This window comes from Mixta mediterraneensis, from assembly GCF_014946725.1.
In the GTDB taxonomy this organism is placed as follows: Bacteria; Pseudomonadota; Gammaproteobacteria; order Enterobacterales; family Enterobacteriaceae; genus Pantoea; species Pantoea mediterraneensis.
Map to the genome: position 1 here is coordinate 566,692 of NZ_JACFXY010000001.1, position 16,804 is coordinate 583,495.

The following is a 16,804-nucleotide window of genomic DNA, read 5'->3' on the forward strand; positions in this document are numbered from 1 at the left end:
GAATATTAATAGTAGCGAAAACCGTCGTCAACGCTTTTTCTGTTGCAGATAATCGTTTGCTGTTTTTTTCATCTTGACGCTGTTTTTGCCAGCAAAATCACCCTGTTCAGCCGCGCCACAGGCAGCTTCCCCCCTTTTTCATGACCAGATCGAGGCGGGATTCATGTGCAGCAATTTCTTCATCGCTGGCGGAGACCACACGCAGCGCCGACGCCGGACGCACTATACGCTGGATACCATCGCCCTCATTTTGTTGCGACCTATCGCCTTCCATCGAAAAAGTTAATGATGTCTGGCCGCCCGTCATGGTCAGAAAAACTTCGGCCAGGATCTCAGCATCAAGTAATGCGCCGTGCAGGGTACGTTTGCTGTTATCAATTTCATAGCGCGAACACAGCGCATCAAGGCTGTTGCGCTTGCCAGGAAACATGCGGCGCGCCATCGCCAGGCTGTCGGTGATTTGACAAAACGTTTCCGTTTTATCAATTCCGCGCTGAAGTTTGCCGAACTCACAATCCATAAAGCCTATATCAAACGGCGCGTTATGAATGACTAACTCGGCACCACGGATGTAAGCCAAAAACTCATCCGCAATGTCACTAAACGTGGGTTTATCAGCCAGAAACTCATCAGCAATCCCATGTACGCCAAAAGCTTCAGGGTCTACCAGCCGATCGGGTTTCAGGTACATATGGAAATTATTCCCCGTCAGGCGACGGTTGATTACCTCCACCGCACCAATTTCGATGATGCGATGCCCTTCATAGTGAACCCCGATCATGTTCATGCCGGTGGTTTCAGTATCGAGTACGATTTGGCGATTATTTGCAGTGCTCATAGAACCCGTTTTATGTCAGACTTGGCGTTTTTTCAGAAGGAAGTCTACCAGAGATGCGCAAACAGGTAGAAATATTCACCGATGGATCTTGCCTTGGTAATCCTGGCCCTGGCGGCTACGGTGCCATTTTACGTTACGGTCAGCATGAGAAAACCTTCAGCGCCGGGTATCGTTTAACCACCAATAATCGTATGGAGCTGATGGCGGCCATTGTTTCGCTGGAAGCGCTTACTCAACCCTGCGATGTGGTGCTGAGCACGGATAGTCAATACGTACGCCAGGGCATTACCCGCTGGATCCATAACTGGAAAAAGCGCGGCTGGAAAACGGCGGACAAAAAGCTCGTGAAGAATGTCGATCTCTGGAAACGACTTGATACGGCGCTGAGTACACACAAAATTGAGTGGGAATGGGTGAAAGGTCACGCCGGTCATTCCGAGAATGAACGCTGCGATGAGCTGGCGCGCAGCGCGGCGGGCAATCCTGCTTTCGACGATATCGGTTATCAGCCGGGTTCCTGATCGTCGGCCTGACGAAACTGGCGCGTCGCGTTAACGGTTTGTCGCACCTGTGATTTGCTCAGACTTTTTTTCGCTTTAGTGGGCGTCAGCGGGAAAGTCCGCTTGCGTGCCACCACGATATTCAGGCAACCCAGCGCCGGTAAATGGGCGCTGATAAGCGCGCCGCCCTGCCGATGCCACGGCAAAACCTGAAAACGCGTGCGGTAAACAACTTCATAATTAAGTAACCCCAGCCAGTCCAGTAAACGCATCTGACTAAACATCCGTCCGCTCCACGGCGCTTTGCGGTGAATAACGGGCACAATTTTGCTGATACCGAGTAAGCTAAACGGATTGAAGCCGCTGATGATCATCCAGCCGTCGTCGATCAATACCCGATCCACTTCGCGCAACACGCGATGCGGGTCCCGACTCCAGGCCAGCGTATGTGCCAGCAAACAAGCGTCTACCGATTTCGATTCAAAAGGCAGTCGCGCCGGGCTAGCCAGCACCTGTAACAGGTCGCCTTCACTGCCCACATTTACCTGATGTGAGATGGCACAGTTTTCGGTATTGATTTCTGCACTCAGGTTGCCAAGCTTAAGCATATGAAAGCCATAAAGCTTTCCGAGGTAAGGCTGGAGCTGCTGCGTCAACGCGTCACGAAAATATTCTCCCCACGGCATATCCTGCCAGGAGAGTGGCGCGGTCAGCATTTGGCGAGTTTTAGCGGGCTTCATGCTTTAACCATCTTCCTTTTCCAACGGCCTGCAAGAGGTGATTATGAATCTTACCAGTATTCCGGCATTGCAAGATAACTACATCTGGACACTGACAGATAATGAAGGAAAATGCCTGATTGTCGATCCTGGCGAAGCTCAACCAGTAATAGAAAAAGTCAAAGCGAATGGCTGGCAACCTGTCGCTATCTTGCTGACACACCATCATAACGATCACGTTGGCGGTGTGAATACGCTTCTTGAGCATTTTCCTGACGTAGACATTTTTGGACCACAAGAGACGGTGGATAAAGGGGCCAAAACGGTGGTGCGCGAAGGTGATCAGGTTAGCATTCTGGGTCTGGTGTTCGAGGTTATCGCCACACCGGGACATACTTTAGGACATGTCTCATATTTCAGTTCACCTTACCTTTTTTGTGGGGATACTATGTTTTCTGGCGGTTGCGGACGTCTGTTCGAAGGCACAGCTGAACAAATGTACCAATCATTTCAAAAACTTAATACGTTGCCGGAAGATACCCTGGTTTGTTGTGCGCATGAGTATACTTTATCCAATTTAACCTTTGCTGCGGCTATTCTGCCTCATGATCCGCAAATTATGGCCGAATACCAGAAAATTAAGGACTTACGCGCCGCAAATGGCATTAGTTTGCCAACAAAACTCGAGCACGAACGGTCAATAAATTTATTTTTAAGAACGCAAGATCCTGATTTAAAAAAGGCTTTAAGCGTTGACCCCACCGGAAAGCCGGTATGGCAAACATTTGCTGTACTACGCGAAAAGAAAGACCATTTTTAATATTTCGGGTTGTGTTGTGAAAAGCCGTCACGTATAGTTGCTCGTCTTTTAAGCGAACTATTGACACACACATGAAGGCTAAAGCGATATTACTCGCCTCGGTCTTGCTGGTTGGATGTCAGGCTTCACGGAATGATGCCAACATCCCAGAACAGCATGCCCAGAGTCTGTCTTCAGCTGGTCAAGGTGAAAATGGAAAATACGGAGACGAATTGTTATCGCCGCGATGGCAGGAAGATGGAACTGGCCTCGCAGAAGATACCGATCTCTGGAGTTTCATTAGTGACGAGTTGAAGATGGGAGTTCCGGAAAACAGCCGGATCCGCGAACAAAAAATAAAGTTTTTAAAGCATAAGAGCTATCTCCACGATGTAACATTACGGGCAGAGCCGTACATGTACTGGATAGTCGAGCAAATACAGAAACGTAAAATGCCGATGGAACTGGTACTGCTACCCATAGTGGAGAGCGCTTTTGACCCTCGTGCAACGTCATCCGCCAACGCCGCAGGCATTTGGCAGATTGTTGCAGCAACCGGGCGAAACTATGGTTTGAAACAAAACCGCTACTACGATGGTCGACGCGATGTCGTCGCGTCAACCAAAGTTGCACTGGATATGATGCAACGTCTTAACACGATGTTTGACGGCGACTGGTTATTAACTATCGCGGCTTATAACAGCGGTGAAGGGCGTGTATTAAAGGCGATTAAACAGAATAAGGCGCGCGGTAAGCCCACCGATTTCTGGCATCTTTCGCTGCCCCGTGAAACGACGGTTTACGTTCCTAAAATGTTGGCGTTGAGCGATCTGCTCAAAAACAACAAACGTTACGGTATCTCTCTGCCGACACCAAACGAAAGCCGTGCATTAGCACGCGTTGAAGTGGGTCAGCAGATGCAATTGACGCAGGCCGCTGAAATGGCTGGTATGTCGCTCAGTAAGTTGAAGAGTTTCAATACCGGTTATAAAGGTAGCTCAACGGCGCCAAATGGACCGCACTATATTCTGGTGCCAAAGTCTAACGTCGCACAGTTGCGTAGCTCACTGGCTTCCGGTGACATCGCAGCCGTACAGCCGACACAGCTTGCGAAAGCCAGCGCGTCCGGCGGTTACAAAGTGCGTTCGGGCGATACGCTTTCCGGTATCGCTAATAAGCTGGGCGTCAGCGTTGCTACACTGAAACAGCAAAATAACCTGCGAAATGCAGCTATTCATCCAGGGCAAACACTGACGGTAGATGGCGGCGCCAGGTTGGCTGATAACGGCAACAGCATCACCTATCGTGTTCGTAAGGGTGATTCTCTTGGCAGTATTGCACGGCGTCACGGCGTCAACATCAAAGACGTGATGCGCTGGAACAGTGTGTTGGATAATGCAAACGATATTCAACCCGGCGACAAATTAACGCTATTTGTTAATAATAACGCAACACCTGATACCTGATATGACGAAAAGGCTGACTAATGTCAGCCTTTTTTATGTCCGCCGTTTTTTTCCTGAAGGGGTTAGCGTTTAGAATGGAATTCGACCAATAAAGGGTTATGGTCGGAGGCGCGCGTCACTAGCACCGATGCTTCGCTAACATGAATGTCGCGGTAAAAAACAAAATCCAGCGGTCGGCCAAAAGCTTTTCTTCGATGATCGGAGGTGAACATCACCTCTTCCAGCTCCATCCGGTGCGCAAAACGATACAGTGCATTGATACGCTGGCGGCTCCATGCATTGAAATCTCCCGCCATGATTACGGGTCCGCGATGATGTGTAATCTGCTCACCTATCGGTCCCAGCTGTTTGCTGTAAACGTCCACGCCCAGACTAAAATTCACAGCATGTATATTGACCACCATCAGCATTTCACCCGTGGGCAGCGGATAAGCAGTGATAAGCGCCGATTTAGATAATCGAAGCAATGGTTCGCGTTCGCGTAAGGGGCAGCAATAAACCGGATGCGCCGATGCTAACGTCATAACACCTGATGGATGCTGGGGCAGCACAAAAGCAGGAACCTGGTCGGCGGCAAGATAGTTACTGGTAGCAAACCGAACCAGTTCTGGCGTGGTCTGTGCTTCCTGCAGTAAAACAAGGTGCGCATCTTTGCCAAATCCCTCCAGTACTGACATCCAGTCGGCACGCTGCTGCTTGAAAATATTCCATACCAATACTTTTAGATTGGGATGGGCAGGCAGCGGCGCGCCAGGAGGAAGCGCTTTCCCGAGATGTAGCATTGCTCCCGGCGGGAAGATCTGTTCCGCTGGCTGGCCAGCGACATATCGCATTGCATAAGTTTTTTTCCGCACTTTTCCGCCTGACTGATTATTCAACGCGTTAAATCTCTTACCTGTTATAGGGATTTTAGTTCGGGGTTTCAATCAATGCTGCTGATTGTCGGAATACATCTCAAGCTTAAGTCGCAAGCTGACCTGCTATGCAGGCTGCCGGTGGACCGAAACACGCCTGGTAGTATCACAGCCGCGACAAAATCAGGCTTAGCACCCGGCCGTGCTTATGCGCTAATTATCCGCCTCTTATATTTAGCGCAACCATGCCACCAGAATGATACTGCTGGCGAGGTAAAACTTGCCAATTGTTGCGTAACAGGCTCAGGAAACTTCCTATGGCTGTTTACTCAGTCCTCTAAGGGCGCTTATCGGTTCTTCTACTAGCGCCATCACAATGGCTGTTTTCTCGTTGCAGACCCGCTGATGGCAAAGGCTGACATTAATCCTGTGATAACAATTCAGACGTTCTCATAGTGAAAGCGCTAATGGCTATCGTTCAAAGAGCCAGCGGCACGATGATACGTTTGGCTGTAAATATTGCCTTATGCTTTGATAACAAAAAGATGCAAAATAAAAATTGTATGTTGCCTGGGAAGGAATAATGAAAGCATCGTCTGAAGAACTCAAAGTATTTGTAAGCGTGGTGGAAAGCGGAAGCTTTAGCCGTGCAGCCGGGCAGTTACAGATGGCGAACTCTGCCGTAAGTCGAACAATTAAAAAACTGGAAAATAAGCTTGGCGTTGCGCTACTTACGCGCACGACACGACAGTTAGCGCTTACTCAGGAAGGAGAGCGTTATTTTCGTAGAGTACAGAGTTTATTGCAGGAAATGACTTCGGCGGAGAACGATCTTATCGAAGGCCGCCATGCTCCGAAGGGGTTATTACGTATTGATGCCGCAACGCCGGTCATTCTTCATCTACTAATGCCGATGATTAAACCCTTTCGCGAACGCTATCCAGAGATAACACTGTCGTTAATTTCTTCGGAAAGCTTTATTAATTTGATTGAACGTAAAGTTGATGTGGCGATACGCGCGGGAAACTTAACTGACTCTACGCTACGCGCCCGTCTGCTATTTATTAGCTACCGAAAACTGGTCGCTTCACCCGCCTATATTAAGGAAAAAGGTATGCCCCGCCTGGTCGCAGATTTAGATCGTCATGAGTGCCTCGGCTTTATTGATCTTTCGCGGCTTAATCGCTGGCCTGTGGCGCAAGACAATGGTGAGCTGTATGTTGCTCCGCCCGGAATGTCCTCAAACAGCGGTGAAACTATTAAACAGCTTTGCCTGAATGGAAACGGTATCGCCTGTCTGTCTGACTATATGATTGACAGAGAGATTGCTGAGGGAAAATTAGTAGAATTATTAGCTGACCAGCTTATTCCGGTTGAGATGCCTTTTAATGCGGTTTATTACAGCGATCTTGCCGTAAGCCAGCGCGTGCGTGTATTTATTAATTTTCTCAGCGAATGGATGGCGGAGCAGCCCTGGCAAATTTCAGGTGAAAATTAACTTCATGCTAAGGCTGCTGTACTGATAAGCTGATAGTTACGCGCTCATGCAGCGCTCTGTGCTATGCCCTGTTTTTCCAGGGCATTTTAACCCGTATGAAATAAGCGATGCGGGTAGATTGGCAGGGCTATCAATGCAATTTAACTGCCTGCCAGCGCTCAAATTAAAGTACCGCCGCCAGGTTACTTTAACCAAATGAAAAAGCCCTGACTTTTCAGTCAGGGCTTCTCAATAAAGTGGCGGAACGGACGGGGCTCGAACCCGCGACCCCCTGCGTGACAGGCAGGTATTCTAACCAACTGAACTACCGCTCCACCGATTCTGTACTGCCGTCCGCCCGCAGGCTGACTTCAGGTATTTCGCCCATCCCGCGTCACCGGGGTGGTCATGGCCGGTATACTGTACCGTCCGTAATTTGATGCCTGGCAGTTCCCTACTCTCGCATGGGGAGACCCCACACTACCATCGGCGCTACGGCGTTTCACTTCTGAGTTCGGCATGGGATCAGGTGGGACCACCGCGCTACGGCCGCCAGGCAAATTCTGTTTTATTCACGCCGTCACCCTCAGGTAACCACGTGAACCAGTCCGTGAACCAAGCTGAAAACCGGTCTCAAAACGCCTCTGGCGTTGTAAGGTTAAGCCTCACGGGTCATTAGTACCGGTCAGCTCAACGCATCGCTGCGCTTACACATCCGGCCTATCAACGTCGTCGTCTTCAACGTCCCTTCAGGCCCCTTAAAGGGTCAGGGAAAACTCATCTCGGGGCAAGTTTCGTGCTTAGATGCTTTCAGCACTTATCTTTTCCGCACTTAGCTACCGGGCAGTGCCACTGGCGTGACAACCCGGACACCAGCGGTGCGTTCACTCCGGTCCTCTCGTACTAGGAGCAACCCCCCTCAGTTTTCCAGCGCCCACGGCAGATAGGGACCGAACTGTCTCACGACGTTCTAAACCCAGCTCGCGTACCACTTTAAACGGCGAACAGCCGTACCCTTGGGACCTACTTCAGCCCCAGGATGTGATGAGCCGACATCGAGGTGCCAAACACCGCCGTCGATATGAACTCTTGGGCGGTATCAGCCTGTTATCCCCGGAGTACCTTTTATCCGTTGAGCGATGGCCCTTCCATTCAGAACCACCGGATCACTATGACCTGCTTTCGCACCTGCTCGCGCCGTCACGCTCGCAGTCAAGCCAGCTTATGCCATTGCACTAACCTCACGATGTCCGACCGTGATTAGCTGACCTTCGTGCTCCTCCGTTACGCTTTAGGAGGAGACCGCCCCAGTCAAACTACCCACCAGACACTGTCCGCAGCCCGGATCACGGGCCTACGTTAGAACATCAAACATTAAAGGGTGGTATTTCAAGGATGGCTCCACGCAGACTGGCGTCCACGCTTCAAAGCCTCCCACCTATCCTACACATCAAGGCTCAAGGTTCAGTGTCAAGCTGTAGTAAAGGTTCACGGGGTCTTTCCGTCTTGCCGCGGGTACACTGCATCTTCACAGCGAGTTCAATTTCACTGAGTCCCGGGTGGAGACAGCCTGGCCATCATTACGCCATTCGTGCAGGTCGGAACTTACCCGACAAGGAATTTCGCTACCTTAGGACCGTTATAGTTACGGCCGCCGTTTACCGGGGCTTCAATCAGGAGCTTCTCTTGCGATAACCCCATCAGTTAACCTTCCGGCACCGGGCAGGCGTCACACCGTATACGTCCACTTTCGTGTTTGCACAGTGCTGTGTTTTTAATAAACAGTTGCAGCCAGCTGGTATCTTCGACTGGCTTCAGCTCCGGGAGCATGTCCCTTCACCTACGCGCCAGCGTGCCTTCTCCCGAAGTTACGGCACCATTTTGCCTAGTTCCTTCACCCGGGTTCTCTCAAGCGCCTGGGTATTCTCTACCTGACCACCTGTGTCGGTTTGGGGTACGATTTCGTGTTACCTGGAGCTTAGAGGCTTTTCCTGGAAGCAGGGCATCTGTCACTTCAGCACCGTAGTGCCTCGTCATCACGCCTCAGCGTAGAGTGTGCCGGATTTGCCTGGCACACACGCCTACACGCTTAAACCGGGACAACCGTCGCCCGGCTGACACAGCCTTCTCCGTCCCCCCTTCGCAGTAACACCAAGTACAGGAATATTAACCTGTTTCCCATCGACTACGCCTTTCGGCCTCGCCTTAGGGGTCGACTCACCCTGCTCCGATTAACGTTGAACAGGAACCCTTGGTCTTCCGGCGAGCGGGCTTTTCACCCGCTTTATCGTTACTTATGTCAGCATTCGCACTTCTGATACCTCCAGCAGACCTCACAGTCCGCCTTCGACGGCTTACAGAACGCTCCCCTACCCAGCGGCGCTTACGCGCCGCTGCCGCAGCTTCGGTGCATGGTTTAGCCCCGTTACATCTTCCGCGCAGGCCGACTCGACCAGTGAGCTATTACGCTTTCTTTAAATGATGGCTGCTTCTAAGCCAACATCCTGGCTGTCTGGGCCTTCCCACATCGTTTCCCACTTAACCATGACTTTGGGACCTTAGCTGGCGGTCTGGGTTGTTTCCCTCTTCACGACGGACGTTAGCACCCGCCGTGTGTCTCCCGTGATAACATTCTCCGGTATTCGTAGTTTGCATCGGGTTGGTAAGCCGGGATGGCCCCCTAGCCGAAACAGTGCTCTACCCCCGGAGATGAATTCACGAGGCGCTACCTAAATAGCTTTCGGGGAGAACCAGCTATCTCCCGGTTTGATTGGCCTTTCACCCCCAGCCACAGGTCATCCGCTAATTTTTCAACATTAGTCGGTTCGGTCCTCCAGTTAGTGTTACCCAACCTTCAACCTGCCCATGGCTAGATCACCGGGTTTCGGGTCTATACCCTGCAACTTGTCGCCCGGTTAAGACTCGGTTTCCCTGCGGCTCCCCTATACGGTTAACCTTGCTACAGAATATAAGTCGCTGACCCATTATACAAAAGGTACGCAGTCACACCACGAAGGTGCTCCCACTGCTTGTACGTACACGGTTTCAGGTTCTGTTTCACTCCCCTCGCCGGGGTTCTTTTCGCCTTTCCCTCACGGTACTGGTTCACTATCGGTCAGTCAGGAGTATTTAGCCTTGGAGGATGGTCCCCCCGTCTTCAGACAGGATATCACGTGTCCCGCCTTACTCATCGAGCTCACAGCCTGTGTGTCTTCGTGTACGGGACTGTCACCCTGTACCGTGCGCCTTTCCAGACGCTTCCACTGACACACACGCTGATTCAGACTCTGGGCTCCTCCCCGTTCGCTCGCCGCTACTGGGGGAATCTCGGTTGATTTCTTTTCCTCGGGGTACTTAGATGTTTCAGTTCCCCCGGTTCGCCTCGTAACACTATGTATTCATGTTACGATGATGCACAGAGTGCACCGGGTTTCCCCATTCGGACATCGCCGGCTGTAGCGGTTCATATCACCTTACCGGCGCTTTACGCAGATTAGCACGTCCTTCATCGCCTCTGACTGCCAGGGCATCCACCGTGTACGCTTGGTCGCTTAACCTTACAACCCACAGGCGTTTTACGCATGCAGACTGCAAAGCTGAGACCCGGACACACCGTTAATTTCACTCTTATTACGGAGAATGAACACGGCGTGTCGTTTCAATTTTCAGCTTGTTCCGGATTGTTAAAGAGCAAATATCTCAAACACGGCGCCGCTGTTTACCCGCGAAACCGGTTTTGAGATACTGGGGAGACACCTTTCACCTGTCACCAAGCAGTGGCGTCCCCTAGGGGATTCGAACCCCTGTTGCCGCCGTGAAAGGGCGGAGTCCTAACCGCTAGACGAAGGGGACACGAATGTGTCACGACTTCGCAGCCGTCCTGCTTCTTTACGTTTTCATCAGACAATCTGTGTGAGCACTTCGCAGGAAGGTATCTTCAGGTAAGGAGGTGATCCAACCGCAGGTTCCCCTACGGTTACCTTGTTACGACTTCACCCCAGTCATGAATCACAAAGTGGTAAGCGCCCTCCCGGAGGTTAAGCTACCTACTTCTTTTGCAACCCACTCCCATGGTGTGACGGGCGGTGTGTACAAGGCCCGGGAACGTATTCACCGTGGCATTCTGATCCACGATTACTAGCGATTCCGACTTCACGGAGTCGGGTTGCAGACTCCGATCCGGACTACGACGCACTTTATGAGGTCCGCTTGCTCTCGCGAGGTCGCTTCTCTTTGTATGCGCCATTGTAGCACGTGCGTAGCCCTGGTCGTAAGGGCCATGATGACTTGACGTCATCCCCACCTTCCTCCGGTTTATCACCGGCAGTCTCCTTTGAGTTCCCGGCCGAACCGCTGGCAACAAAGGATAAGGGTTGCGCTCGTTGCGGGACTTAACCCAACATTTCACAACACGAGCTGACGACAGCCATGCAGCACCTGTCTCACGGCTCCCGAAGGCACTCAGGCATCTCTGCCAGATTCCGTGGATGTCAAGACCAGGTAAGGTTCTTCGCGTTGCATCGAATTAAACCACATGCTCCACCGCTTGTGCGGGCCCCCGTCAATTCATTTGAGTTTTAACCTTGCGGCCGTACTCCCCAGGCGGTCGACTTAACGCGTTAGCTCCGGAAGCCACGCCTCAAGGGCACAGCCTCCAAGTCGACATCGTTTACGGCGTGGACTACCAGGGTATCTAATCCTGTTTGCTCCCCACGCTTTCGCACCTGAGCGTCAGTCTTCGTCCAGGGGGCCGCCTTCGCCACCGGTATTCCTCCAGATCTCTACGCATTTCACCGCTACACCTGGAATTCTACCCCCCTCTACGAGACTCAAGCCTGCCAGTTTCAAATGCAGTTCCCGGGTTGAGCCCGGGGATTTCACATCTGACTTAACAGACCGCCTGCGTGCGCTTTACGCCCAGTAATTCCGATTAACGCTTGCACCCTCCGTATTACCGCGGCTGCTGGCACGGAGTTAGCCGGTGCTTCTTCTGCGGGTAACGTCAATGACGAGGCGTATTAAACCTCATCCCTTCCTCCCCGCTGAAAGTACTTTACAACCCGAAGGCCTTCTTCATACACGCGGCATGGCTGCATCAGGCTTGCGCCCATTGTGCAATATTCCCCACTGCTGCCTCCCGTAGGAGTCTGGACCGTGTCTCAGTTCCAGTGTGGCTGGTCATCCTCTCAGACCAGCTAGGGATCGTCGCCTAGGTGAGCCTTTACCTCACCTACCAGCTAATCCCGTCTGGGCACATCCGATGGTGTGAGGCCCGGAGGTCCCCCACTTTGGTCCGAAGACATTATGCGGTATTAGCCACCGTTTCCAGTGGTTATCCCCCTCCATCGGGCAGTTTCCCAGACATTACTCACCCGTCCGCCACTCGTCGGCAAAGAAGCAAGCTTCTTCCCGTTACCGTCCGACTTGCATGTGTTAGGCCTGCCGCCAGCGTTCAATCTGAGCCATGATCAAACTCTTCAATTAAAATTCTGATTTGCTGACACCGTTCATTAAAGAACGGCGCAGCGATGCTCTGTGAATTTAACGTCGTAATGAATTACGTGTTCACTCAGCAGAGACTTGATATTTTTTACGTCCGGAGACGCTGATATCAATCCTGCGAGTGCCCACACAGATTGTCTGATAAATTGTTAAAGAGCAGTGCGTACAGCGGCTTAACCGGCTGTCGCGAGGTGGCGTATATTACGCTTTCCTCCTGCAGAGTCAACCTCTTTCTGAGAAGTTTTTCTCCGGCGGCTCAGTCTCCCGAACCTGCCAGCACGTCATACCGTAAGCCGGTGTGCCGTGTCAGTGGAGGCGCATTATAGGGAACGTTTCGGCGAGCGCAAGTGTAAAATCAAACTTTTTTGTTATCCGCCTGATTTTTGCACAAAAGCCGCGTTTTATCCCTTTTTAATGCGTGCCGGAAGGTCAGAAAGGCTATTAATTACCCAATCTGCTGCGGCTTCGCCTTCTGCGGTAACGGGTTTACCTGTGCGAACCAGTATTTTCGTGCCCACACCAGCCGCCTGCGCTGCCATCATATCTTCGATTTTGTCACCCACCATATAGGAAGAATGCATATCGATATTCAGTTCTGCTTGTGCCGATAACAGCATGCCCGGCTGTGGCTTACGGCAATCGCACTGCTGACGATATGCTTCAACTGTACCTTCTGGATGATGCGGACAGAAATAGATACCATCCAGATCCACATCCCGATCTGCAAGCGACCAGTCCATCCATTCGGTGAGTTGCATAAACTGATCTTCAGTAAAGATGCCGCGTGCAATGCCGGACTGATTTGTCACGACCACAAGGGCAAAGCCCATCTTTTTCAGTTCTTGCAGCGCCTCGATAGTGCCATCAATAAACTGGAAACTGTCGATTTCATGGACGTAGCCGTGATCAACATTTAAGGTGCCATCGCGATCAAGAAAAATGGCTGGAACTTTATTCGCCACGTAGAAACTCCTGCTATAAAAATTGCCGTTCAGTATCGCATGATTGCAATAAAAGGGAGAACGCCAGTTTGAATGACTTTGATTGATTTAGACGTCTGGATGCCTTAACATCCATCGAGCTTTCTTATGGCCAGGCTATATAAAGCATCCCACACCACGGACAACGTAATACGATAATAAATAACGTAATGATAAAACTCGAAAATATTACCAAAGTGTTCCAGCAAGGCACACGCGCTATTCAGGCGTTATCTGACGTCAGCTTACATGTGCCCGCGGGTCAGGTATATGGCGTTATCGGTGCTTCCGGTGCCGGTAAAAGTACCTTGATTCGTTGCGTAAATCTGCTGGAGCGCCCGACTTCGGGCCGCGTACTGGTTGACGGTGCTGATTTAACAGCGTTGAACGAACGTCAACTCACGCAGGCACGTCGCCAGATTGGCATGATCTTCCAGCATTTTAATCTGTTGAACTCACGCACTGTCGCTGGCAATGTGTCGCTTCCCCTTGAGCTAGGCAATTTGTCACGTGAGCAAATTAAAAAGCGCGTGAGTGAATTGCTGGAATTAGTCGGATTGTCTGACAAACACGACGCCTGGCCGGCCAACCTTTCGGGCGGGCAAAAGCAGCGTGTTGCCATTGCTCGTGCGCTAGCCAGCAGCCCCAAGGTCCTGCTGTGTGACGAAGCCACCAGTGCGCTCGATCCCGCCACAACCCGCTCTATTCTTGAACTGTTGAAAGATATTAATCGTCGTCTCGGCCTGACCATCTTGCTCATTACGCATGAAATGGATGTCGTAAAACGCATTTGCGATCAGGTCGCCGTCATCAGTAATGGCGAGCTGATCGAGAAAGACAGTGTGAGTGAAGTGTTTTCACATCCGAAAACGCCATTAGCACAGCAGTTTATTCAGTCCACGCTGCATCTGGACATTCCCGACGATTACCAGCAACGCATGTCGTCAGACGCAAAAGCCGACAGCGTGCCACTGTTACGTCTGGAATTTACGGGTAAATCAGTCGATGCACCGCTTTTGTCAGAAGCAGCACGCCGTTTCAACGTGAATAACAACATTATTAGTGCGCAGATGGATTACGCCGGTGGCGTTAAGTTCGGCATTATGCTGGCTGAAATGCACGGTACAGGAAGCGACACCAAAGCAGCTATCGCCTGGCTGCAAGAGAACCATGTAAAAGTAGAGGTATTAGGTTATGTCTGACGCGATGTTATGGTTGCTGGCGCGTGGCGTATGGGAAACGCTAATGATGACCTTTGTCTCCGGCTTTTTTGGTTTTGTTATCGGCTTGCCGGTTGGCGTATTACTCTATGTCACGCGTCCGGGTCAAATTCTTGAAAACCGTGGCTTATATCGCGTACTTTCAGCGGTAGTGAATATCTTTCGCTCTATCCCCTTCATTATTTTGCTGGTGTGGATGATTCCTTTCACCCGCGTAATTGTCGGCACTTCCATTGGTTTACAAGCTGCCATCGTGCCATTAACCGTAGCTGCCGCGCCTTTTATTGCCCGCATGGTTGAAAACGCCTTACTGGAATTGCCAACCGGGTTGATCGAAGCGTCACGTGCAATGGGCGCAACGCCAGTGCAGATCGTGCGCAAAGTGCTGCTGCCTGAAGCACTGCCAGGTTTGGTGAACGCCGCTACAATTACACTGATTACGCTGGTCGGCTATTCCGCCATGGGCGGCGCAGTTGGCGCAGGCGGATTGGGGCAGATTGGTTATCAGTACGGTTATATCGGATACAACGCTACCGTGATGAATACGGTATTAGTGTTACTGGTGGTTCTGGTGTATTTAATTCAGTTCTGTGGCGACCGCATCGTGCGTGCTGTGTCCCATAAATAAGCAATATCAATATTGAGGAAGGGATATGTCTTTCAAGTTTAAAAACATTGCCGCTGTGGGTGCATTGATTGGCGCGATTGCGCTGGCTGGATGCGATCAGAAAGAAAAAGATCCAAACCATATTAAAGTCGGTGTGATTGTCGGCGTTGAGCAGCAGGTTGCGGAAGTGGCGCAGAAAGTTGCCAAAGAGAAATACGGCCTTGAGGTTGAGCTGGTCACATTTAATGATTATGTGCTTCCTAACGAAGCGCTGAGCAAAGGTGACATTGATGCCAACGCATTCCAGCATAAGCCTTATCTGGATCAGCAGATTAAAGATCGCGGCTACAAACTGGTGCCGGTTGGTAATACCTTCGTTTACCCTATCGCAGGCTACTCGAAAAAAATCAAATCACTGGATGAGCTGCAGGATGGCGCACAGATCGCGATTCCTAATGATCCAACCAATCTGGGTCGCTCCTTACTGCTGCTGCAGCAGGTGGGCCTGATCAAATTAAAAGAAGATGTTGGCTTGCTGCCGACTTCGCTGGATATTACTGAAAACCCAAAACATCTGAAAATTGTTGAGCTGGAAGCGCCACAGCTACCACGTTCACTGGACGATGCACAGATTGCGCTGGCGGTGATCAACACCACTTACGCCAGCCAGATTGGCCTGTCGCCTGCGAAAGACGGTATCTTTGTAGAAGATAAAAACTCTCCTTACGTAAACCTTATCGTGGCACGTGAAGACAACAAAGATACAGAAAACGTGAAGAAATTTGTTCAGGCTTACCAGTCTGACGAAGTAAATGACGCCGCTAACAAAATTTTCAGTGGTGGCGTAGTAAAAGGCTGGTAATTCCGCCTCGTCTATTCTTTCAGGGCGGCGCTATGCCGCCCTTTCTTTTGCTTCGCGCCCGACTTGTTATTTAGAACCTATCCCAAAAGGATTTTATTCCAGACAATGATGCTGCAAGCAAAATGCAGCATCGCCTCGTAGTTTTCGACTTTCTTCTCCCATCGCGTCAGTATGCGGCGAAAGCGATTCATCCAGCTATGCGTTCTTTCCACAACCCAACGATGAGCCCTGAACTCGCTGTTTTTAATTGCCTCAGACTCCTCTTTCCCCGACTGGATATGAGGTTCATAACGACGAGCTTTCAAACAAATTTCCACCCATTCAGCCTCATAGCCTTTGTCCATACACAGATGCAGCCTGCGACCCGGCCTGCCGGTCTGTAGCGCGTCCAGCGTATCTTCAACCAGTTTTATGTCGTGGGTATTTGCCCCTGCGACAGCCAGCGAGAGCGGAAGCCCGTTCCCGTCGGTCATCAGGCTCCGCTTTACTCCCTGCTTCCCCCTGTCAGTCGGGTTGCGACCTGTTTTTTTGAGCCTGCAAGGGGCGATTTTGTCATGCAGCCATCCATCGACAACCATGACCAGTCAATGGCATCCCGCTTCTCGCAGGCAAGCAGCCCGTTTTGCCAGAAGCGTTCAAATACTCCAGCATCCCGCCATTCCTGAAAGCGGCGGTGGGCTGAGCTGGATGAGCAAATATCCGTGGCATTCAGGGCATTCCATTGGCAACCGGTTCTGAGCACAAAGAAAATGGCGTTCATTGCGGCACGATTATCAACACGTCTACGATGCGTGCCCAGCGGATGGTGGGTTTTATGTTCCGGGAGAAGTGGAGCCATTTTCTCCCAGAGTTCATCGCTGATCTGCCACTTGTTGCCCGCCATACTTCGCCCTCAAAAATTGCCATTATTTACGATCTGACAATTCCTTTTGGGATAGGTTCTTATTCTGGTCCTTGTTTCAATAACGCCACTTTTTACA

The 16,804-nt window shown here is 51.0% G+C and carries 11 protein-coding genes, 2 tRNA genes, 3 rRNA genes and 1 pseudogene; 7 read left to right on the forward strand and 10 right to left on the reverse strand.

The genetic code is table 11. The features are described from left to right. Positions 1–106: 106 nt before the first annotated feature. On the reverse strand, positions 107–838 hold the full coding sequence (dnaQ, locus tag H2P46_RS02880) for a DNA polymerase III subunit epsilon (RefSeq protein ID WP_193403703.1): 732 nt from the start codon (positions 836–838) through the stop codon (positions 107–109). A 53-nt stretch (positions 839–891) separates the two neighbouring features. Between dnaQ and rnhA the strand changes: the two genes are divergently transcribed. Then, positions 892–1,359: a ribonuclease HI gene (gene rnhA, locus H2P46_RS02885; RefSeq protein ID WP_193403704.1), complete on the forward strand. Its 468-nt coding sequence runs from the start codon at positions 892–894 to the stop codon at positions 1,357–1,359. Here rnhA and H2P46_RS02890 read toward each other — a convergent pair. Then, positions 1,344–2,078: a class I SAM-dependent methyltransferase gene (locus H2P46_RS02890; protein ID WP_193403705.1), complete on the reverse strand. Its 735-nt coding sequence runs from the start codon at positions 2,076–2,078 to the stop codon at positions 1,344–1,346. The genes rnhA and H2P46_RS02890 overlap by 16 nt on opposite strands. Before the next feature lie 43 nt (positions 2,079–2,121). Here H2P46_RS02890 and gloB point away from each other — a divergent pair, with 43 nt between their 5' ends. Together gloB and mltD are read left to right on the forward strand one after the other, a co-directional pair. After that, complete coding sequence (gene gloB, locus H2P46_RS02895; RefSeq protein WP_193403706.1) at positions 2,122–2,877, forward strand: hydroxyacylglutathione hydrolase; 756 nt, start codon at positions 2,122–2,124, stop codon at positions 2,875–2,877. Between the two features lie 71 nt (positions 2,878–2,948). Beyond that, positions 2,949–4,322, forward strand: a complete 1,374-nt coding sequence (mltD, locus tag H2P46_RS02900; RefSeq protein ID WP_193403707.1) for a murein transglycosylase D — start codon at positions 2,949–2,951, stop codon at positions 4,320–4,322. A gap of 62 nt (positions 4,323–4,384) precedes the next feature. Here the strand turns inward: mltD and H2P46_RS02905 are convergent, their stop codons facing one another. Beyond that, positions 4,385–5,176, reverse strand: a complete 792-nt coding sequence (locus tag H2P46_RS02905) for an endonuclease/exonuclease/phosphatase family protein (protein WP_193403708.1) — start codon at positions 5,174–5,176, stop codon at positions 4,385–4,387. A 583-nt stretch (positions 5,177–5,759) separates the two neighbouring features. Between H2P46_RS02905 and yafC the strand changes: the two genes are divergently transcribed. Continuing rightward, positions 5,760–6,674 (forward strand): DNA-binding transcriptional regulator YafC, encoded by a 915-nt coding sequence (gene yafC / locus H2P46_RS02910; RefSeq protein WP_193403709.1) that lies wholly within the window; start codon positions 5,760–5,762, stop codon positions 6,672–6,674. A gap of 237 nt (positions 6,675–6,911) precedes the next feature. On the opposite strand, the gene H2P46_RS02915 is transcribed toward yafC, so the two are convergent. From H2P46_RS02915 to gmhB, 6 genes are all read right to left on the reverse strand, one after another. Next, a tRNA-Asp gene (locus H2P46_RS02915) sits at positions 6,912–6,988 on the reverse strand. A gap of 106 nt (positions 6,989–7,094) precedes the next feature. Continuing rightward, positions 7,095–7,210 (reverse strand): 5S ribosomal RNA (gene rrf / locus H2P46_RS02920). Between the two features lie 97 nt (positions 7,211–7,307). Beyond that, positions 7,308–10,210 (reverse strand): 23S ribosomal RNA (locus tag H2P46_RS02925). 220 nt (positions 10,211–10,430) lie between these two features. Beyond that, positions 10,431–10,505: transfer RNA gene (locus tag H2P46_RS02930), tRNA-Glu, on the reverse strand. Between the two features lie 90 nt (positions 10,506–10,595). Continuing rightward, positions 10,596–12,137, reverse strand: a 16S ribosomal RNA gene (locus H2P46_RS02935). Together the 16S, 23S and 5S rRNA genes with 2 tRNA genes alongside form the textbook arrangement of a ribosomal RNA operon. A 419-nt stretch (positions 12,138–12,556) precedes the next feature. Next, on the reverse strand, positions 12,557–13,117 hold the full coding sequence (gene gmhB / locus H2P46_RS02940; protein ID WP_193403710.1) for a D-glycero-beta-D-manno-heptose 1,7-bisphosphate 7-phosphatase: 561 nt from the start codon (positions 13,115–13,117) through the stop codon (positions 12,557–12,559). A gap of 188 nt (positions 13,118–13,305) precedes the next feature. On the opposite strand from gmhB, the gene metN reads away from it, so the two are divergent. From metN to H2P46_RS02955, 3 genes are read left to right on the forward strand one after another with little or no spacing between them, the layout of a single operon-like run. Beyond that, positions 13,306–14,337: a methionine ABC transporter ATP-binding protein MetN gene (gene metN, locus H2P46_RS02945; RefSeq protein ID WP_193403711.1), complete on the forward strand. Its 1,032-nt coding sequence runs from the start codon at positions 13,306–13,308 to the stop codon at positions 14,335–14,337. Further along, positions 14,330–14,983: a methionine ABC transporter permease MetI gene (locus tag H2P46_RS02950; RefSeq protein WP_193403712.1), complete on the forward strand. Its 654-nt coding sequence runs from the start codon at positions 14,330–14,332 to the stop codon at positions 14,981–14,983. The genes metN and H2P46_RS02950 overlap by 8 nt, the downstream gene beginning before the upstream one ends. A 25-nt stretch (positions 14,984–15,008) precedes the next feature. Continuing rightward, positions 15,009–15,824: a MetQ/NlpA family lipoprotein gene (locus H2P46_RS02955; RefSeq protein WP_193403713.1), complete on the forward strand. Its 816-nt coding sequence runs from the start codon at positions 15,009–15,011 to the stop codon at positions 15,822–15,824. Between the two features lie 77 nt (positions 15,825–15,901). On the opposite strand, the pseudogene H2P46_RS02960 reads toward H2P46_RS02955, so the two are convergent. Beyond that, positions 15,902–16,707, reverse strand: a pseudogene (locus H2P46_RS02960) (IS5 family transposase). Positions 16,708–16,804: the final 97 nt, after the last annotated feature.